Source organism: Myroides sp. LoEW2-1 (assembly GCF_009767705.1).
In the GTDB taxonomy this organism is placed as follows: Bacteria; Bacteroidota; Bacteroidia; order Flavobacteriales; family Flavobacteriaceae; genus Flavobacterium; species Flavobacterium album_A.
On record NZ_WSPP01000007.1, the window covers coordinates 19,270 to 37,436 of the forward strand.

Consider the following 18,167-nt stretch of genomic DNA (forward strand, 5'->3'; position numbering starts at 1 on the left):
ATTAGTTAGTCTCCAAATGTAAGTAACCCGCTTTCTTAATAGTACGAGATCCTTTGTCATCCTTGTATTCATAAGTAATTACATAGTAATAAGTTCCCGTAGGTAAACTCTCACCTTTACTAATAGTTCCACGTCCATCTGACTTTCCAACAAATACATTTCCTCGAGAGTTATAATTTGTCGTTTCATACACCCTCACTCCCCAACGGTTGAATATCTCAACTGTATTATTTGGAAAACGCTCTATATTGTCAATTCGAAAGAAATCGTTTTTGCCATCTCCATTAGCAGATACAAGATTGTAGATCACGACATCCCCGTCCAACAGCCAATCTTTATTAACTGTAGCCAGTGTAAAGAAACCATATCCTTTCACAGAAGTTGGAGTAGAAATACTCTTAGTATCTACATCTACTATTCCGCCTTCGTCAACCCAGATCTGAAGCTTTTCATCCCATCTCACGATGTGTAATTCCCTTACAGGATCTTTCAACAGTTCAGCTGGCGTGGTGCGCTCATCCCAAGTCAAAGTCAAGATGATATCACTTTCTGTATTTGAAGTACGATCAATCAGCCAGTATTCTTTCGTATTTAATTCTTCTATTACACCAGCAGTATTAGCTCTTGCTTTAAAGAAAGGTGCATCATCAAAAGAATACTTACTTACAAATAAATCTTTCTCCTTTTCGGGAGCTGAAATAATTGCCTTTCGATAAAAGCCTTGATCTCCAATTGGGAAAATAAACTCATTGTCTCCCTCTTTATCCACTTGCCCTTGAATATGACTATTATCTTTAGTCAAAGAAGCAGCTGCACCTTTAAGAAAGGTAACTGATCCTTTCGCTTCATCCACATGGGCTATCCCCTCGTTAAAAGTCATTTGGCCAACTACCACAACTGGACTTTGGATATCGAAAGCTTTCTGCTCTGTGGGATTTACCAACTCTAAATTATTAAACGTAGTAATAGAATTTCCGCTTAATATCTGTACTTTCTTGCCTTTCAAAAGTGTGGTTCCTTCTGGAGTATTGCCCTTGTAATCAAAAAATGCCCCATTGTTTATCAAATTATCCTCAAGGATAAGTGTTCCGTTGTTTCTAAAATTAGCATTGTCAACATTCTCAAATACATACTTTGATGATACTAAAGAACCTGAGCTAATATAGAGATCTCCTTTGTTGACTGTCTGTGCATGAACTCCTGCATAAGACAAAGCAAAAGCCATTAAAAGTGCTCTATAATCTTTCATACTATTTCACTTTTAAATTACTTAACTGAGAATACGATATTCATGATCGAGGTAGGAGTTCCATTTGATAAAATTCTATACTGCATGATCCCCTCATTACTGATATTTACAATCTCAAAAACAGTTGGATCGTAATCAGTAACATAGTAATCTAACTGATCAGCACTATGAAAATAAGGAATGCTTTCAGGAGCACCATCATTTTTAAATGTTCGTGATTTATCTTTCATACCGAACTGATTTACATACTCTTGATATAGATTCACTTCTTTCACTGTCGCAGGATCAGTGATAATACTCGTATCAAAAACAATAGAAGGCATATAGAAGAACTTCACAGCTTTGTTATCTGTAGTTACCATTTGTTGCCATTTTAAACCATCATTATAGTAAAAACCTGGAACTACATCATTCTGTTTTTTAGTATTATAGACAGTCATCCCTTCAACATGTGCGTTTAAAGGAGTTGCTTCTGTTGTTTTGGTTAATTCCACACGAGGTAATAAAAGGCCTTTATTTATTGCATCTAATTCTAATACTGCATTAGTGTTTACATCTGGATTAGAATTACCTACAACACCTATTTTAGTCTGTGCAAAACCAGCTGTTGCCAAAAGGGCAAGAGTTATACTTAAATATATTTTTTTCATAATTGTGAATTTGTTTTAAATAAAGGGAGGAGCTTATTTGTGGCTTGTACTCCTCCCCTTTTCAGAAAAGATTAATTGATTGTTGTTTGTTGTTTGATCTTTATTATTTTACCTCTTTACCAAGGTATTCTACTACTACTTCATAAGTATCTTTTGGTAAAGCTGTATAGATATTTCCTACACCGATATTAAAGTCAATCTTAGTACCCTTTACTTCCACGTCTTTTGTAGATTCAGTAACTAATACACCTGCTTTTAGTACCTTGATAGATAACACACCATTGATAGCGTTATCACCTGTAGCATTAGCTAATTCTACACCTGTAGTTTTAGCAGAATCACCATTGGTTGTAGTACTTCCTTTAGCTAATAATACTTGACGACCATTATAGATATTCCCAGTGAATACGATATCTCCTTCGTTTGTGATATTATCTCCTAAAGCTTGTTTAATTATCTCTTTATAATCGTTGATAATCTTTAATAAGAATGAAGCTGGTAATTCAATAGGAGTCTTCTCTTCTTTACCATTTACAATTTTCATTGTATAGAATACTAAATCAGTATCAGTATCTTTAATCTTACCAAAATATACGTTACCACCTTGGTTTAAGATATTAGTCAATGCATTCTTCACTTCTTCATTGTTGTTAATAGAAGAGATGATATCAGCCGTCATATTGATGAATTGCTCACCTTTATCTTCATTGTTATACTTATAGAAGATTTCTCCTTTCTTAACATTAGCTTCTATTGGTGCTCCTGCAGCTGCATAAGCTTCTAATTTACCATTATCTATTGCTTCTGTTCTTAAGATATTAGTCTTAGTTTCTACTGAAGCAACCAGATCTGTTAAGTTAATTGTTGTATACTCTCCTTTAGTTTCATCCCAATACTGTAATACCCAGTTTGGTTTATTAGGGTCTGTACTAATGTTTTTGTAGATAACATTACCTTCAGAGAACTGAGTGATGTACTGTAAGTACTCTTCTACAGAATTAAAAGTCATATCTTTTCCTCCTACTTGGACAGTGATATTTCCATTCGTAGTTAAAATCTCCTCGATATTATTAATCACTCCACCTACTACGTCTACATGAATAGCTCCTGCTGGAACAGCAGTCCATTTAGTCACATCTAATTCTCCTCCTCCTACAATGTATGCTTCAGATAAGTAATATTGTTTCTTATTATAAGTAACAATAGTAGTTTTAGACTCCGTTTCTGCTACTAAATCACGTAAAACAATAGTCTCATATTTTCCATTAGCTTTGTCGTAGTATTGGAATACCCAATTAGGGTTAGTAGTATCTCCTAAGTTTTTATAGATTACATTACCATCAGCAGATTGAGAGATATATTGTAAGTACTCTTCTACAGTTGTGAAAGTCTTGTCTCCTTCTTTTGTAGTAACAGTAATTTTAGTTGGTGCTTCTAAGATTTCTTTGAAGTTGTTTACTACAGTTCCTTTTACATCAATCTCAATAGCTCCTTTTGTACTTCTATCTAACTTATCAAGTATATCTTTAATCTTATTAGGATCAGTTTCTGTACCAATAGCTTCGACAATCGTTTTCTCGTTGAAATATACATAACCAGTTATTTTACCATTTTCCTTAATCTCTTTAAAGAAAGTATTCGTTTCTTTTCCTTGGATCATCTTTAGTAAGTCGATCTTTTTAGTAATGTATTTTTTAGTTGTAGCATCATATACTACCTCATACATATCTCCTGTCGAATTATCATATACAATTGTAGTATGTCCTGGTTTAGTAGGATCAGAATTATCAGGATTAGATGGCAAAATGTAATTAACAACAGCTTGAAGGTTCTTAACGTCATTTGTGATAGTAGTGATATTATCTCCTAAGTTTTCTACCACTGTATTTAATTCAGTTTTACCAATGATTCTATTCCATTTAGCACCATCCCAGTAGTAAAAACCTTTAGGCATAGAAGTAGATTCTACATTGTTATACACCAGTAAACTCTCTTGTTGAGAACCTGTAATAGGAGCAAATACACTCTCTGCTGTAAGAGTAACACGAGGAATTAAGATACCTTTATTTCCTGATTTTGCTACAATGTCTAATTCTGCAGAAGTAGCAGGGTCCGGCGTACCGATCCCTACTTGTGCATTTGCAAAATATGTTGTTCCTAATAATGCTGCTAATAATGTGATTCTTTTCATCTTTTGTTATATATAAATATTGTTGTTTCTAATTATTTAATTTTTGTTGTGATGTTCAGGTTTGTCTTAACTGAACAGTTTTTTACATTCACTTTAACCGGAATACGTGGTCCTAATGGACAACCATTTCGAACGTTTTGAATCCAGATGGTTTGTTCACCTTGTTCTAATCCTTTTAAGTAAAATTCAAACGGAGTTACTTCCGTTAATTGATCAGTTCCAGTTTCAGAAGTATATATCTCGTATGTAGTACACGCATCTATCATCGATAGCTTCAACATTCCATAATTACATACATCTATGACTTCATCCTCTTTTACTCCCGTTCCTATCGTAGGTACAATATTCACATCATAGATACGTGTAAAATCTCCTAATACCCCTACAACACTACCATAAGAGATTTTTACTCTATCATATGGCTGTTCATCATACGGAGCAACAATAACTTTATGCTTATTACCATACCCTAAGCCTAATAACTTAAGTCCTAACACCTCTTTTTTTCCTTCTAATACAGGGCCTACTTTTTTATCGCCTAAATAACGTTGAATACTATATCCCTTAATCAATTCTAAACTTAAAACAGGATTACCTGGAATCTCTGTAATGATATGTAATTCATCACCAGGCATTGCCTGTTGTTTAAATACAACAGTCAATGAAGCTTCGTTTAATACAGCTACTCCACGAGTTATTAAAGCATAAGTATCAGGCTTATTATCAACTGCGTTCCAAGGATTAGTAACTGAGGCTGTAGCACTTGCTACACCTAAACCAAGATCTTGTACCCCATGTAGTACATCTATTACACCTGAGTTTATATCAGTTGCTACAGGTGTACAACTAATACTACCTGATTTAGAATAATACACTCCATATACTTTTGAGATTTGAGCAAGACCTACTAAAGAACCTTGAGAAACTCTAACCCCCTTGAATGCTTTTGGCTTACCAGAAGAAGTAGGAACAAACGTATACTCAATCACATTATCTCCCGCTAATAAATCAAGTAGCCCACCTTGTACCGACTTTAGTGTTCCAATAGTATTGCCATTTTCATCTAATCCCTGTACAGATAATCCTCCTGCTAACATTAAGCCGCTATATTGCTTTCCTAACTTAATAGTCACAGGTGTTCCTGCAGGTACTATCTCATCGAAGTAAATATTTTGCCATGTAGTACCTATTCCCAATAAACCTAACCCTGTTATTATTTCAGAATAAGTAGTAGGATTACCATCAATTGCATTAGTTTTATTCGCAATTCCCCCAGTTATGATAGATCCCCAAGTTGTCTTCTCTTTTGCATAAACTCTTTCTATCTGAGGCGGACAATTATTAGAATCTAATACAGTGATGATAACATTCTCCACTGTAGAACATCCGTTTAAGTCTGCTACTACAGTATAAGTATAAATACCAGGAACAGCAAAAGTGATTTGGGTTTCATTAAATAATTCCCCTTTTTCGTTATACCATGTAACTGTTCCATTCTTACTAGTCACTTTAGGTAATTGAGTACTAATTCCTACTTTAGTGATAATTCTTTGATCACCCTCAATAGATAATTCAGCTACTTCTTTTACATTAACAGTAAAAGCATCTGACTCTTGAGAATAACAAGTTCCATTAGAAACTATAACACTATAATCTCCTGCTGTATTAACTTCTATTGAATGACCAAAACGAACAGGTTGCCCTTTTTCATCCTGAGCTTCAATCAATACTCCATTTAAAAACCATTGATATTCAGTTGCACCCTCTACAGTTGATAATGTCGTTAATGTTCCTTCACATATATCAGCTTGAGTACTTGACACGATAGGTTTAGCTGGCCCAGATAGAGTTTTAACTTCTACTTCAGCTGGTACACCATTAAAGCAATAACCAAGACCTTCAACAGTCACATAAAACTTAGTCGTGTTTTCTATAGTTGTTCTAATTTCCTGCCCTACTAATGGCGTGTCTGATAAATCAGCATTCTTATACCATTTAAATATTGGATTCTTTAAATCTTTAGGAGCAAGATTAGTTAATGTTGCTTTTAATACAAATTCTGAATAAGCACATACATCTGCTATTTGTTCTATAACAATGCTATTTTCAAAAATATCATTACAATTACTTGCTAAGTCAAATACAACTTCTTTTGTTTTAGTTGTATTGTCAGGTAATGTAACTATAGAAATAGCTTTATTCGAGATTTTATTTGTTGCAGGTAACCCAATTACTTTGGTTTTAACTACGAAAGTTTCTTTTTGACCTACATTAAGTTGAGCGATAACATAGCTAATAGTATTGTTTTGAATCACACCTGATCCCACCTCTACAATTTCTATTTCTGAACCAATCACATTACCAAGAACATCGCTAAGTAAAATATTTCTTAATGCTTTATTCCCTTTATTCTCTACTGATATCGTATAAGTTATTTCATCACCTAACTGTGCTTGATCACTAATTTTTCCATTACTCAATCCTACTTTAGATAACTCGATATCATAAAGAGGATCAACAACTAATACAGCACCTGGTTTTTCACTTGTATTTGGATCTTTAGGGTCTTTATTGTCAATAGCTGGATAAGTATTTACTCCTTTATCTGTCTCATCAACTTTTACTGTAGCGATATTTCTAATTTGAGAAATTCCTTCTAAATCTGCATTCACTTTGGCTTTAAAGCTAAATGTAACTAAGCCATTTACAGCTATACCTTCTTCTTTTTTGAATGTCACTACACCATTGTTATGTGTCCCTCCAGAAGTCCATGTTAACCCAGCAGGTAGTCTGTCTTCTATTAATAAAGTTGGTACATCAGTAGTACCTACATTTTTAACGTGAATAGTATACTCTACCTCTTCTCCACCAGTAACTTTTTGAACTGTTGAATCATCATTCACTTTATAAGACTTCCAACTAACAAGATCTTGATTTAAAGATTGACATGTTCTTTCTACACTATACAAATGAATTGCAGGCAACACAGATACATTTAACACACTCTTAAGTCCGATTGATATACGATCGTACGCAACACCTGGTGTATATGGTAAATTAACCATATCCCCTTTAGTGATTAAGTCTAAAACATTAATACCGTTAATTAAACCACTAGATAGATCAAGTGTATGAACTAATTCATCTCCTAAGTAGGCTTTAATCTCTAAACTTCCTAATACATTTAAACCAACTCCTCCCGCCTCTGTTTTAAATTTGATATTAGTAACATCATCTTTCTCAGAAACTGAATTAAAGAATATCCATTGTTTTACACTTCCTGCAACATCAAGAGTTCCTAAACTAATACGTGAATAGTTAGTTGTATTAGAGTCTATAGCGCGCTCAGGATATTCTACACCAGCTCCAGACAGATCATTAACTGTTAATGCTAATCCAGTAAAGTCAAATGATGTCGCAAAAGCATCAACACAAGAGTCTGCACTACCTTCATAACACATATTATACACATTCATAGAAGTAGCAGGAGCTAATATGCCCAATACGCTCTCATTTCTATCAGTGATCTTCACTGATTTATAATTTTTACTTGGAGTTATAGCTAAATAAGTACGGCCAAGCTTATCACTTACCACTCTTATTTCACCATTTTTGAAAGTTGTTGCAATACCTCTACTGTTACCTTCCAGCACAACACCATGCTCATCTTTCACTTCTATTTCGAAAAAATGATCTCCTAAAACAATATTGTTTAACAGTCCACTTACTATATTTCCAAGACTACCTCCTAATAAGCCTTTTAATATTCCTTTATCATAATCAAAACGAATATATGATGTAGTACCAGCCTTCACGATGTGATCATAACCAATTTCGACAAAACCAGCTCTTTTATTTCCTCCTAATAAAATTCCTGCATCTGAATTAATAGTTGCAAAGGAATCAAAGTTTCCATTAAACATATTAGAAATATCGTCCACATACTTGCTTCCTAACAACTCAGTAGCACATACAGAAGACTCAAAAGGACTTTCGGTCATTGGATCAATACATACATCATTAATACGTTTGACATTATACAAACGAATAGCTGGTGTAACACCTACATTTACTAAAGTTACTGTAGAAATCTCAACTCTATCAAAAGCTTCTACACTTGTGTCAAAAATCAAAGACTGAACTCCACCAGACTGCAATAGGCCTAATAAATCAAGATTATTTAATAATCCCTGTTTTAAAGTAAACTCTTGTTTTTTAGTACTACCTAAGTAAGTAGTTACTTTATAAGAACCTAATAAATCTAATGAAAGTACACTCTTAGGGTTAAACTGTACTCTCACTTCTAATTTATCACCATTAGAAGATGGTTTGGGAAAGTAAATAACTTGTTTTACTCCTGTACCTATAGCCAAAGTACCCGAACTAATTTCTGAATAATTAGATGAATTACCACTTATAGCATGGTAAGGATTCTTAACACCTGCTTCATTTAAATTAGCAATACTTAGATTTAACCCTGCTTGATTATATGAAGTAAACTGAGCAGGATAACATGGATCTGAACCAATCTCACGACACATGTTATATACCTTTAACATACGTTGTTCACCTGTTGGCAATCCTGTTACTCTATTGGTTATACGTATACTATTATATTCAGCTGTTGGTGTAACTGCTAAATAATAACGACCAATCTTATCTTGTACAAGTGATACCGCTCCATTAGTAGTTCCTTCAAAACCACTTATACTCGAGCTTTTAGATACAGATACACCATTACTGAAGGCTTCAACTTCAAAGTAATGATCTCCTAACAATAGACCAGCAACACCGTTAACTAACTTACCTAAACTTCCTCCTAATAAAGCTTCCAATATATCTTTATCAGAATCAATTCTAATATAAGAAGTTGTATTTGCTGATACTTTTTGGCTATATGACAATTCTATCATTCCTGACGAAGGCAAAGTAGATAGTAAAGAACCATTATTCGCATATAGAGTAGCATATGTTTCGTTATTTCCATCTATAGCATTTGTAACAAAATCAACATTTTTAAAATCCTTGACAACAGTAGCACATGCAGCTATATCAAAAGGAGATTCAGTCGGAGCAGGAACTACAATATTAGGATTAGCGCACTTCGATGTATCAAAACGCTCAATATCATAAATACGTAAACCATCACTTAACACTCCAACATTTAATGTGTTATTTGCTCTTAATTCAATTCTGTCAAACTCTTTTCCAGGAGCAAATGTTAGAGTCTTCTTTCCAGGTGTCTTCAACAATCCTAAAAGGTTTACACCATTAAGTAAACCTCCCTCTAAAGACTTCGTATATACCTCTTTGTCGCCCTTATATGCTCTTATTTCAATAGCGTTTAACAAATCCAAACTAAGCAACCCCTTTGGAGACTCTATCGTTAAGTTAACGGTAGTGGATGCATTAGAAGTAGTTGGAAAATAAAAAAACTGAGAAATATACCCTCCAACTCCTACATTTACAGCACCTTCTCTTTTTAATAAAGAATATGTATTTTCTTTTCCATCTATAGCTTCATAGAATTTATTCTGTAGCAAACCTCCTAAGAGATCAATTTCAATACCTGCAGAATCAAATGAAGTTCCTATTGGTCTACCACAGCTTTCTCCATCTTCTTTTACGTAGTAAGTATCATAAACCTCTAATAATTTATCACCGGTTAATCCCAATAAAGCCGTACTACTATTACCTACAGTCATTCGATCAAATGATTGATCTAACTGAAATGCAATCATGTAATCACCCTTTTTATCTTGAATCAATTTAGCTTGCTTAGTTCCAAAACCATCTACTGATTTAACTTCAAGAACCTTCGTATTCCCATTGTAAGCATTAACATCAAATCTGTGGCTTCCCAATAGTAATTCATTCAAAAGACCAGATAATAACTTACCCACTGAACCACCTAATAAACCATTTAGTAATTCATTGTTTTCCATCCCTATCTTTACATAGGTGTGTTTTCCTCTCGGTACTGCATTAGGAAATTTGTATTCTAAATATCCGCTTTTCTTACCTATCAACAACGCCCCAGGATGTGCATGTAATGTACCTTTACTTGCTAAATTCCCATCAGTTGCATATTTTGGATTATCAACATTTTTACTCTTAATTAACTCTGTAGCATACACCTTAGTTTGCCCATAAGACTGTACTAAAGGAACGAACAGGATGAGCAAAAGCAGTAACCTCTTCCATAGAGAAAAAGTAGTTTTTTGTTTCATTTGTTGTTTGTTAAAATTATGTTTGATTGATTTCCCCTATTCAATCCTGGATCAAATAGAGCGTATACCCAAAGAATATGGAGTTTAGATAGAGAATAACATTACGGAGTGTTTGAGTTTGAGTTTGTAATGTGATTCTGAAAATAGTTTTCGTTCTACTATGTCAACTTAAACTACTGTATAGAAACAACAATGCCCTACCTATAGTCAATATGGGTACACAGTGTTTACGTTAAGTTTTGAGTTTAGATAAATTTGCCATACTAACTTTATTAATTCATATTCAGTCATTGCTCCCCACTAATTTGCCCAGGGTAAGCCATGCTATTATACTATGCTTTATATTGCGTCGCAACTGCATTCAATATTGAAAATACAGTGCAACAAAGAAGCTTAAATTTGCCTCTATAAATAATTTCGTTTCGTTAGTTGGTTATGGTGTTGGAATACTATCTCAATCATCCCTTTCTCCGTATTACCTAAGAAATCCTCTACAAGAAGTACTCCAGAAATTACAAGCCAAAAGCAATTGATTTAGGTGTTATAGAAAACAATTGTATTAGGTGTAATTTTCAACTTCAAAAATACTCCTTCCCTATAGGGTGTAACCTATACTAAAGAATGGTTTTTCTATTAAAACAAGGTTACAAAAGTTAATTAACAAATAACAGAAACAAACTAACCCTTTTATGGCAATGTGAGAACAATAAATACAACAATTTAATTTTCAATACATTAAGTAGATAAAAAAGTACCAGTACTGTACTAAAATGTCTTTTAAAGACAAAACATCTAAAGACAAGAGCCTTGTGAATTTTCAAAAAACGCTTAATTCAAAACAAATGAGTAGACTAATTATTACAAACATCTGATACTGTTAAACACACCGTAAATCTTTAAGTGTATCCCCTATCTCGTTCTTTACTGCAAATACATAATAGACACATAACCGAAAAGTAATAACACAAAACAGGTCTGCAGGCCCCATGCAAGCATGCCATAGTTTGCTCATAAAACCGATGTAAGCGCTAAGAGATAGCATGACTTTAAAAGGTTTTGATTAATATGAATTTTAGGTTTAATTAGAATGAATAAAACAGCTTGATAAAAATGACTCTGTTGCTTCAATTGAAAAGCTTATTCTCACATTGAGGTTGTGACTTTTTTAACACAAACCTATACTAAAGAACAGGCACAAATTGTCCCACATCCGTTATATTGCGACATCAAAACAAAACAACATAGAAAAACAATGAAAAACTCTCAAACAACGTGGATTCAAAAGTTTAAGGTTCCCATAGCAAATAAGCTCAAGAATGACATAATTAGGCAATAAAGAAGATTTAAGAATTCTTAAATTAAGGCCAGTACTTAATTTACTATTAAAATCTTAATATAATCACAAAATTGTAATAATTAAGTAACGAAATAAGCAAGATTAAACTAAACGGATTCCTTTTACATTTCGCAGAATATGAAACTCAAACTCAACTCACTTTATATTCTGTGTACTTTATAGGTTTACCCCCCTTTTAGTTTAAGTTATTATGATGGAATATATGGACGGGCTATCCTATATCCTCTACAAACTGATTCAATATGTCTTGCGTATTTGGATTACTTGTCATTAGGACATTCAAAAATGGAATCGAAAAAAAAATATCATTATATCATAATTGGTATACTTTCTCTATTGAGTACAGTATATCTCTACGCAAAAGTTACCTTAAGTTTAGGTCTTGACCTTTTTGATATACAACACAACACCTTATTACTAACAGACAATGACTTTCAAGATGAAGCAATACAGTTACTCGAGGATAGTCTGCCTATATCGATCAACTTCTTTTTATCGGGTGTATTTTACGGTATCGCACTCTTGGGGATCATCTCTACTATTGTCATATACAAAATATTCAAGATTCGAAAATGGGCTGCCATTCACGCCATTCAGCTATTAATGTTCTGCTCAATAATTTATAGCGATGTGTTAGTACACACCACTTACAAAATAACTTTGATGGTGAACTTTATGCAAAAAGGCATTATCATCAGCTTGCTGTTTCTACTTTCCTTAATCGCAAGCAGCTATGTACCTTTCTCTATTAAAAGAAAATTGTATCAAAACGAATTCAAGTTTTATAGCTTCTCCAGTGTTTTAGCTATAGGTATCTATATAGGGCATATCATTATCACTCAGTGTCATAGCTATTACCTGGATTTACTCGTAATCACCATTGCTATTGTATCTCAATACTTGATGCGAAAACTACTAAAGCGAAAAGTTTACAGACAGTATATTTTACTACTATTACTTTTAATAATATTTTATACGATTTGTCTTACAGATACAGGGGTTAAGTTTAGCTTGACTCAGTATATCGACAAGATTACTACCTTGAAGATTCTAAGTAGTATTGTCATTCTACTCTCCATATTCAACAATTACTTTTTAATAAAGAAGTATCACCGTCGTCAAAAGAAAACAGAAATGTTTAATTCGCAGTATGTTTTATTAGTAAAGAACTACCACAATCTTCTACTCAAAGCGAAGGGCAATAAGTCATTGGAAATAGATGCAATAGGACAATCCCATGTACAAACCCTATCAGGGACACAAGACAATTTACAAGAACGAGAAGAAGACCCAAACATCAGAAATATTTACAAACTAACAGAACGCGAAATAAATGTATTGGAACTAATTTGGGAGGGATTGACAAACAAAGAAATAGCTGCTGAATTAAATATTTCATTAAGTACAACCAAGTATCACATAAGTAATATTTTTATAAAACTCAATGTCAATTCAAGAACACAGTTATTTACACTGAAAGCTAAATAGACACTAAAGCCTTGTAGTTGCAAGGCTTTAGCTTTACTATACCCTATAGAACAAGCCTTTCTCCTTGACGAGTGAGAACAATAACAAAAGTGTACGATATAAAGGATTAGCTCGAGTTCAATGAGGACATCGAGCTATTTTCTATTTGGAACATTCTTTCAACCTTCCTTTTCAATCAACAAATTAATACAAACAATTTACATCAAATCCTACAAAGCTACACTGGCCTTCTCTCTTAGAACCAAATAATTTCCCTACCTCGTCTTATTAACTTGCTAACTATTTTGCCGTACAATCAATGGATTTAGCTCTGACAATGTTATCCCAATCAATTACTACTGCCTTACAGATACTAATACAAACTAAACAAATAGACTGAAGTAATATCCTTCCCAACTGCTAATTTATCCCCTACACCAATCTGTTTGCTATTCTATTCATTGTCCCATCGATTAAAACCTGGAAGAACAATTGATAAAATCCTATAAAGATGAAAAGTACGAAGGGTCTTTCTTCCTACTGATACCCTTATGCTCCTATATTGTTGGCATAGTGGTCGCATGTTTTTGCTCTATAATCATGTGACCACTATGTGATCAGTATGCGACCACTATGCGACCACTTCGAAATAACTATGCCTCGTCCTAATATAGCTGTACAATTATTGTTTATAATCCTGCTTTTAACTGTACAATACTTTCACAGTAGAACAGCTTGAATAACTTATCTATCCTCCCAAAGGCTTTTCGAACACAATGAGACACTTTATATTTAATTTTACTAATTTTGTGCATTTCATATTTGTATTGCAATGCCAATTCACAAAATTATCAAAGTACAGCAGTTTGATAAGAACATACCGATCGAGTTTTACTCCATAGAAGAACACCCCGAACTCTTTGATTTTGATTATCACTATCAATATAACTTTTACCAGATATACTGGTTTACATCAACTTGTGCACAGCGTCAAGAAATAGATTTTAAGTCCTATCCTATTACTCAAAACCAATTGTGGGTTGTCTTTCCTGGTCAAGTACAGTTTTTTAATCCGACCCATGTTACAGGATACTATATGGCCATTGACAAAGATTATTTTAACAGGATAATTTATCAAGAAGTAGCAGAGCGCGATTACTACAAAATTCCCCCTTTGCACTTTGAGATCACTCCTGATCTAATTCCCATATTTCAATCTATTTTCCAATTGATCAATATCGAATGGAGTACCAAGCGAAGAACGGCTATAATGGAGAAATACGTCAGCCTGTTTTTGTGTCATACATTGGATTTAAAACAGTTGTCCGATACCGTTTCCAATTATGATCCAAGGGTGTACAAACTATTGAATCTGGTAGAATTGCACTATTGTTCACAGTACAGCAATGAGTTCTATGCCAGTAGCGTTTCACTATCCATTAAGCGAATGAATGAAATACTTGTGAATACCACAGGTGATACACTCAATATACACTTAAAGAACAGATTGCTATTAGAGGCTAAGCGCATGCTAATTTACAGTGATCTCACTGTTCAACAAATTGCCTTCTCTCTTGGTTATAGTGAAGTCAATTACTTCAACCGCTTTTTTAAGAAAAACACCAGTGTGACACCAAGTGAATTTCGCAAGAATATCAAAAAAGTCCAATAACTTCAGCACAACAGATAGTTTAGCTCCTTATTTGATAGGCTACATTTGCCCACTCAAAACAAAGAAATGAAAAAGCTTACAAAAACTCAGTTTGTAGTGGTAATTATCTTATCGCTACTCTCAGCATTAGAACCCTTTAGTATTGATCTATACTTACCGGGATTCTTAAAAATCTCACAGACTTTCAACACTGATTTAAAGTCTGTACAACTCTCTATTTCCTTCTTCTTAGGAGGTTTTGCTATAGGGCAATTATTTTGGGGAATTATTTCAGATAAATACGGTAGAAAAATTCCCACTATCATATCTTTACTTGTCTTCATTTTGGCTACCGTTGGATGTATTTATGCCCAAACGATTGAACAGTTTTGGATAGCGCGATTCTTTCAGGCTTTTGCTGGTTGTGCGGGAGTAGTCATTGCCAGAGCGGTAGTCAACGAGTTTTACGATACAGACCAGAGTATGCATGTATTTTCCCTATTGGCTATTATAGCAGGTATAGCGCCAATTATTGGACCTGTCATGGGAAATTTCTTAATCAATCACTTTGTATGGCAATCTGCCTTTGTGACCCTATTTATTTTGGGTGTAGTATGCTTAATCTCCGTGGTGCTCTTTTTGCCAGAGACAAGAATAGTCAGCACCACATCAAGCAAGACAAATATGGCACAAGATTTTAAAGAGATTGTGCAGAACAATACATTTGTAAAGTACACCCTAATTGGAAGTTTGACTTATAGTATCTTAATGATTTACTTAGCTAATGCACCTTATCTGATTATGGAATATGGAGGGTTATCTTCCAATATGTTTAGTTCCATCTTTGCATTCAATGCCATAGGATTAATACTCGGTGCATGGCTTGCCAATTCGGTTTTATCAAGATGGTATACAGTAGAGCAAATAGTTAAACTAACCGTTTACTTTGGTATAGTGGCAAGTGTTTTTTTTCTAATTATGTGCAGTTATAAATCAACTATCGAATTGATGTTAATTCCCCTATTTTTTATTGTGTTAACCCTTGGCGTATTGTTTCCCACGACAACAAAGTTAGCCTTAGCTCCCTTTACCACCAATAGTGGCTCGGCTTCTGCCTTATTAGGAACATTGCAGTTAACCCTTACTTTCATTATTTCAGCCTTGACCAATATAATTCCTCTTGATCTAATCACACTAACGGGAGGCTCTTTACTTCTTTGTCACCTACTTTACCTTTTTTGTTATTTATTCAAGGATAAAAAGGTGGGGGAATACGAGTAAAATAGAGAGTGAGAATATAATTAATATAATAGATAAAGAGGTTATCTCATAGTGAGATAACCTCTTTTCTTTTAGTAAATGAAAACTCACTGCCTTAATCTACAGTTCCTCATAGCACAGCACAAATAAGCTATTAACTACATAAACAACATACAGAAAACCACAATAAGACCAAGCTCATTCAACACAAATGAGAATACCTAAATTCACACGTCTAAAGATGCAACCTTGAGGTTATTTCTTGCCTAACATTTTACTCAAAGGAAGTATTTCAATCACAACAAATAAGAAAGGCAATGATACACAAACAAAAAGGGCTGCTCCTTATTATGAGGAGACAGCCCTTTTAGTCCTATTATTGAACTAAATTCAATTGTTCAAATTACTTCATTAAATCTGTGATTATAGTAGTAAATAGGTTTCCTAAGAAATAGGAATGTTGGAAATAAGTATCATTTCTTGCATTATACTCCCTATACTTACCAGTTACCATTTCACCATTTACATAATTGTAACGATCAAGTAATCCTCTATACTGAACATCATTCGTCATCGGCAAAATAACTATTTTCTTCGTCTTGTGAATCATTGTCATTGCTTCTACTGGTGAAAGATCAGCTTTCAAAGTAGTCAAAGGCTCAAACTGTGAACCTGTAAGGTCATAAGTTAATGTCTCTACACTCGACTGCCATATACTATAATTTTTCAAATAAGTATACTTCTCTATCATCGTAAAATGAGAGTTCGTTGGCACTGCATAACCTACTGGTGTGGTCTCTCGATTAACATTTGGGATTACAGCCACAGGGGTATCTACTCCACCATTAAACTTCATTAACATGGTACCAAACCCTCTCGATTCTGGTGAAAGATCTGATCTATTAAACCCTTCAAATAATTTTTTATATCTTGCAATATCCGTTTCTTGTGAAACAACAAACCATCCTTTATCACTGTTGATATAATTCTCTATTGCTGTGTGAACTGCTGCATCAAGACCAATTGCTGCAATAGGTCCTCCATCAATAATTACTAAATTGTAAATTCCCTTGTTCAATTCAGTCACAATTTCAGCTCTACGCTGAACACCTAATTCACTATTATAACCTGAACTATAATTAGTATTTACAGCAATCGTTTTCAATACTTTAGGACCAACCTTTACATGTTCTCCAGTCTCACTGTAATACCTATCATTCTTTAAATACTCTGCTAACATTTGAACGAAATTATCAGTAGGACGGTCATTTCGAATATATAAAATATTCAATGGAGCGTATCCAACACGTACAGGGAAGGTAGCGTTACACAAAGTTTCGCTATTACCATCGTTATTTATAAAAGATACATCAGTAACTCCTGGAGTAGAAGGGGCGATAGTTTTTTGTTCTGCATACAGCACAATATCATTAGCACCTAACGTTTTAAACTCCTGTTTTACACCGTCACGGGTACTACTAAATGTAATTCCTTGAACAGGAACTGTCGTTTTCAATTCATACTCACCTAACTCCGTTACATTTGCTTTGACTATAATAGTATAAGTGTCTTGAATCTCCTTATCGAGTAGAATCGTTGATCGGTTTGAACTAATTGTTGCACAATCAATTGTATACGCAACAGGCTTAACCTCTAAGTTAAACGTGATTACATTATCACCTTCCACTTCAAAACGCCCTTCCTCAGCACTAATCGTAAAATCAGATGTTGGGTATCCACGCGAGCAACCACATATTTCATAAGCTAACTTAAGGTAGTAAGTTTGTTTCAAATAATAAATAGATGAGCAAACAAGAAATAATGTATTCTCATGTAGAGGATTGGAGAACAAGTGGATTAACGCAATCAAGATACTGTGAAAGTGTCGGAATTAAGTTAGCAACCTTTAGTTATTGGGTAGTTAAGCATAAGTCAGAGTCAACACAATTAGACAATAATTTTATAACTGTAACAAAAGGCCAAGTAAGCAAAACTCAAGAATATGAAATCGTATATCCCAATGGTGTAAAGTTACGTCTACAAACGGATAATCTTAGTGAACTATATTCATTAGTAAACTTAGTGTAATGTTTAGTTTGAGTAGTTCTAATC

At 33.9% G+C, this 18,167-nt stretch carries 9 protein-coding genes; 4 read left to right on the forward strand and 5 right to left on the reverse strand.

Annotation, left to right across the window (positions count from 1 at the left end; translation table 11 throughout):
• Position 1: 1 nt before the first annotated feature.
• The 4 genes from GOQ24_RS00730 to GOQ24_RS00745 form a co-directional block, all read right to left on the reverse strand.
• A complete protein-coding gene (locus GOQ24_RS00730; protein WP_155091706.1) occupies positions 2-1,249 on the reverse strand; it encodes a gliding motility-associated C-terminal domain-containing protein in 1,248 nt (415 codons plus the stop codon).
• Between the two features lie 17 nt (positions 1,250-1,266).
• The gene (locus GOQ24_RS00735; RefSeq protein ID WP_155091705.1) at positions 1,267-1,899 is read right to left on the reverse strand and encodes a hypothetical protein; all 633 of its coding nucleotides are present in this window, start codon (positions 1,897-1,899) and stop codon (positions 1,267-1,269) included.
• A gap of 103 nt (positions 1,900-2,002) precedes the next feature.
• Complete coding sequence (locus GOQ24_RS00740) at positions 2,003-4,090, reverse strand: hypothetical protein (protein ID WP_160338904.1); 2,088 nt, start codon at positions 4,088-4,090, stop codon at positions 2,003-2,005.
• A 32-nt stretch (positions 4,091-4,122) separates the two neighbouring features.
• Positions 4,123-10,320, reverse strand: a complete 6,198-nt coding sequence (locus GOQ24_RS00745) for a DUF11 domain-containing protein (RefSeq protein ID WP_160338905.1) — start codon at positions 10,318-10,320, stop codon at positions 4,123-4,125.
• 1,642 nt (positions 10,321-11,962) lie between these two features.
• On the opposite strand from GOQ24_RS00745, the gene GOQ24_RS16600 reads away from it, so the two are divergent.
• From GOQ24_RS16600 to GOQ24_RS00760, 3 genes are all read left to right on the forward strand, one after another.
• A complete protein-coding gene (locus tag GOQ24_RS16600) occupies positions 11,963-13,165 on the forward strand; it encodes a response regulator transcription factor (RefSeq protein ID WP_243731239.1) in 1,203 nt (400 codons plus the stop codon).
• Between the two features lie 811 nt (positions 13,166-13,976).
• The gene (locus tag GOQ24_RS00755) at positions 13,977-14,816 is read left to right on the forward strand and encodes a helix-turn-helix domain-containing protein (RefSeq protein WP_155091702.1); all 840 of its coding nucleotides are present in this window, start codon (positions 13,977-13,979) and stop codon (positions 14,814-14,816) included.
• A 66-nt stretch (positions 14,817-14,882) separates the two neighbouring features.
• Positions 14,883-16,076 carry a multidrug effflux MFS transporter gene (locus GOQ24_RS00760; RefSeq protein ID WP_155091701.1) on the forward strand — a complete coding sequence of 398 codons (1,194 nt, stop codon included), beginning with the start codon at positions 14,883-14,885 and terminating at the stop codon, positions 16,074-16,076.
• Between the two features lie 382 nt (positions 16,077-16,458).
• On the opposite strand, the gene GOQ24_RS00765 is transcribed toward GOQ24_RS00760, so the two are convergent.
• Positions 16,459-17,847: a hypothetical protein gene (locus GOQ24_RS00765; protein ID WP_160338906.1), complete on the reverse strand. Its 1,389-nt coding sequence runs from the start codon at positions 17,845-17,847 to the stop codon at positions 16,459-16,461.
• Positions 17,848-17,858: 11 nt separating this feature from the next.
• Between GOQ24_RS00765 and tnpA the strand changes: the two genes are divergently transcribed.
• On the forward strand, positions 17,859-18,143 hold the full coding sequence (tnpA, locus tag GOQ24_RS00770) for an IS66 family insertion sequence element accessory protein TnpA (protein WP_160338907.1): 285 nt from the start codon (positions 17,859-17,861) through the stop codon (positions 18,141-18,143).
• Positions 18,144-18,167: the final 24 nt, after the last annotated feature.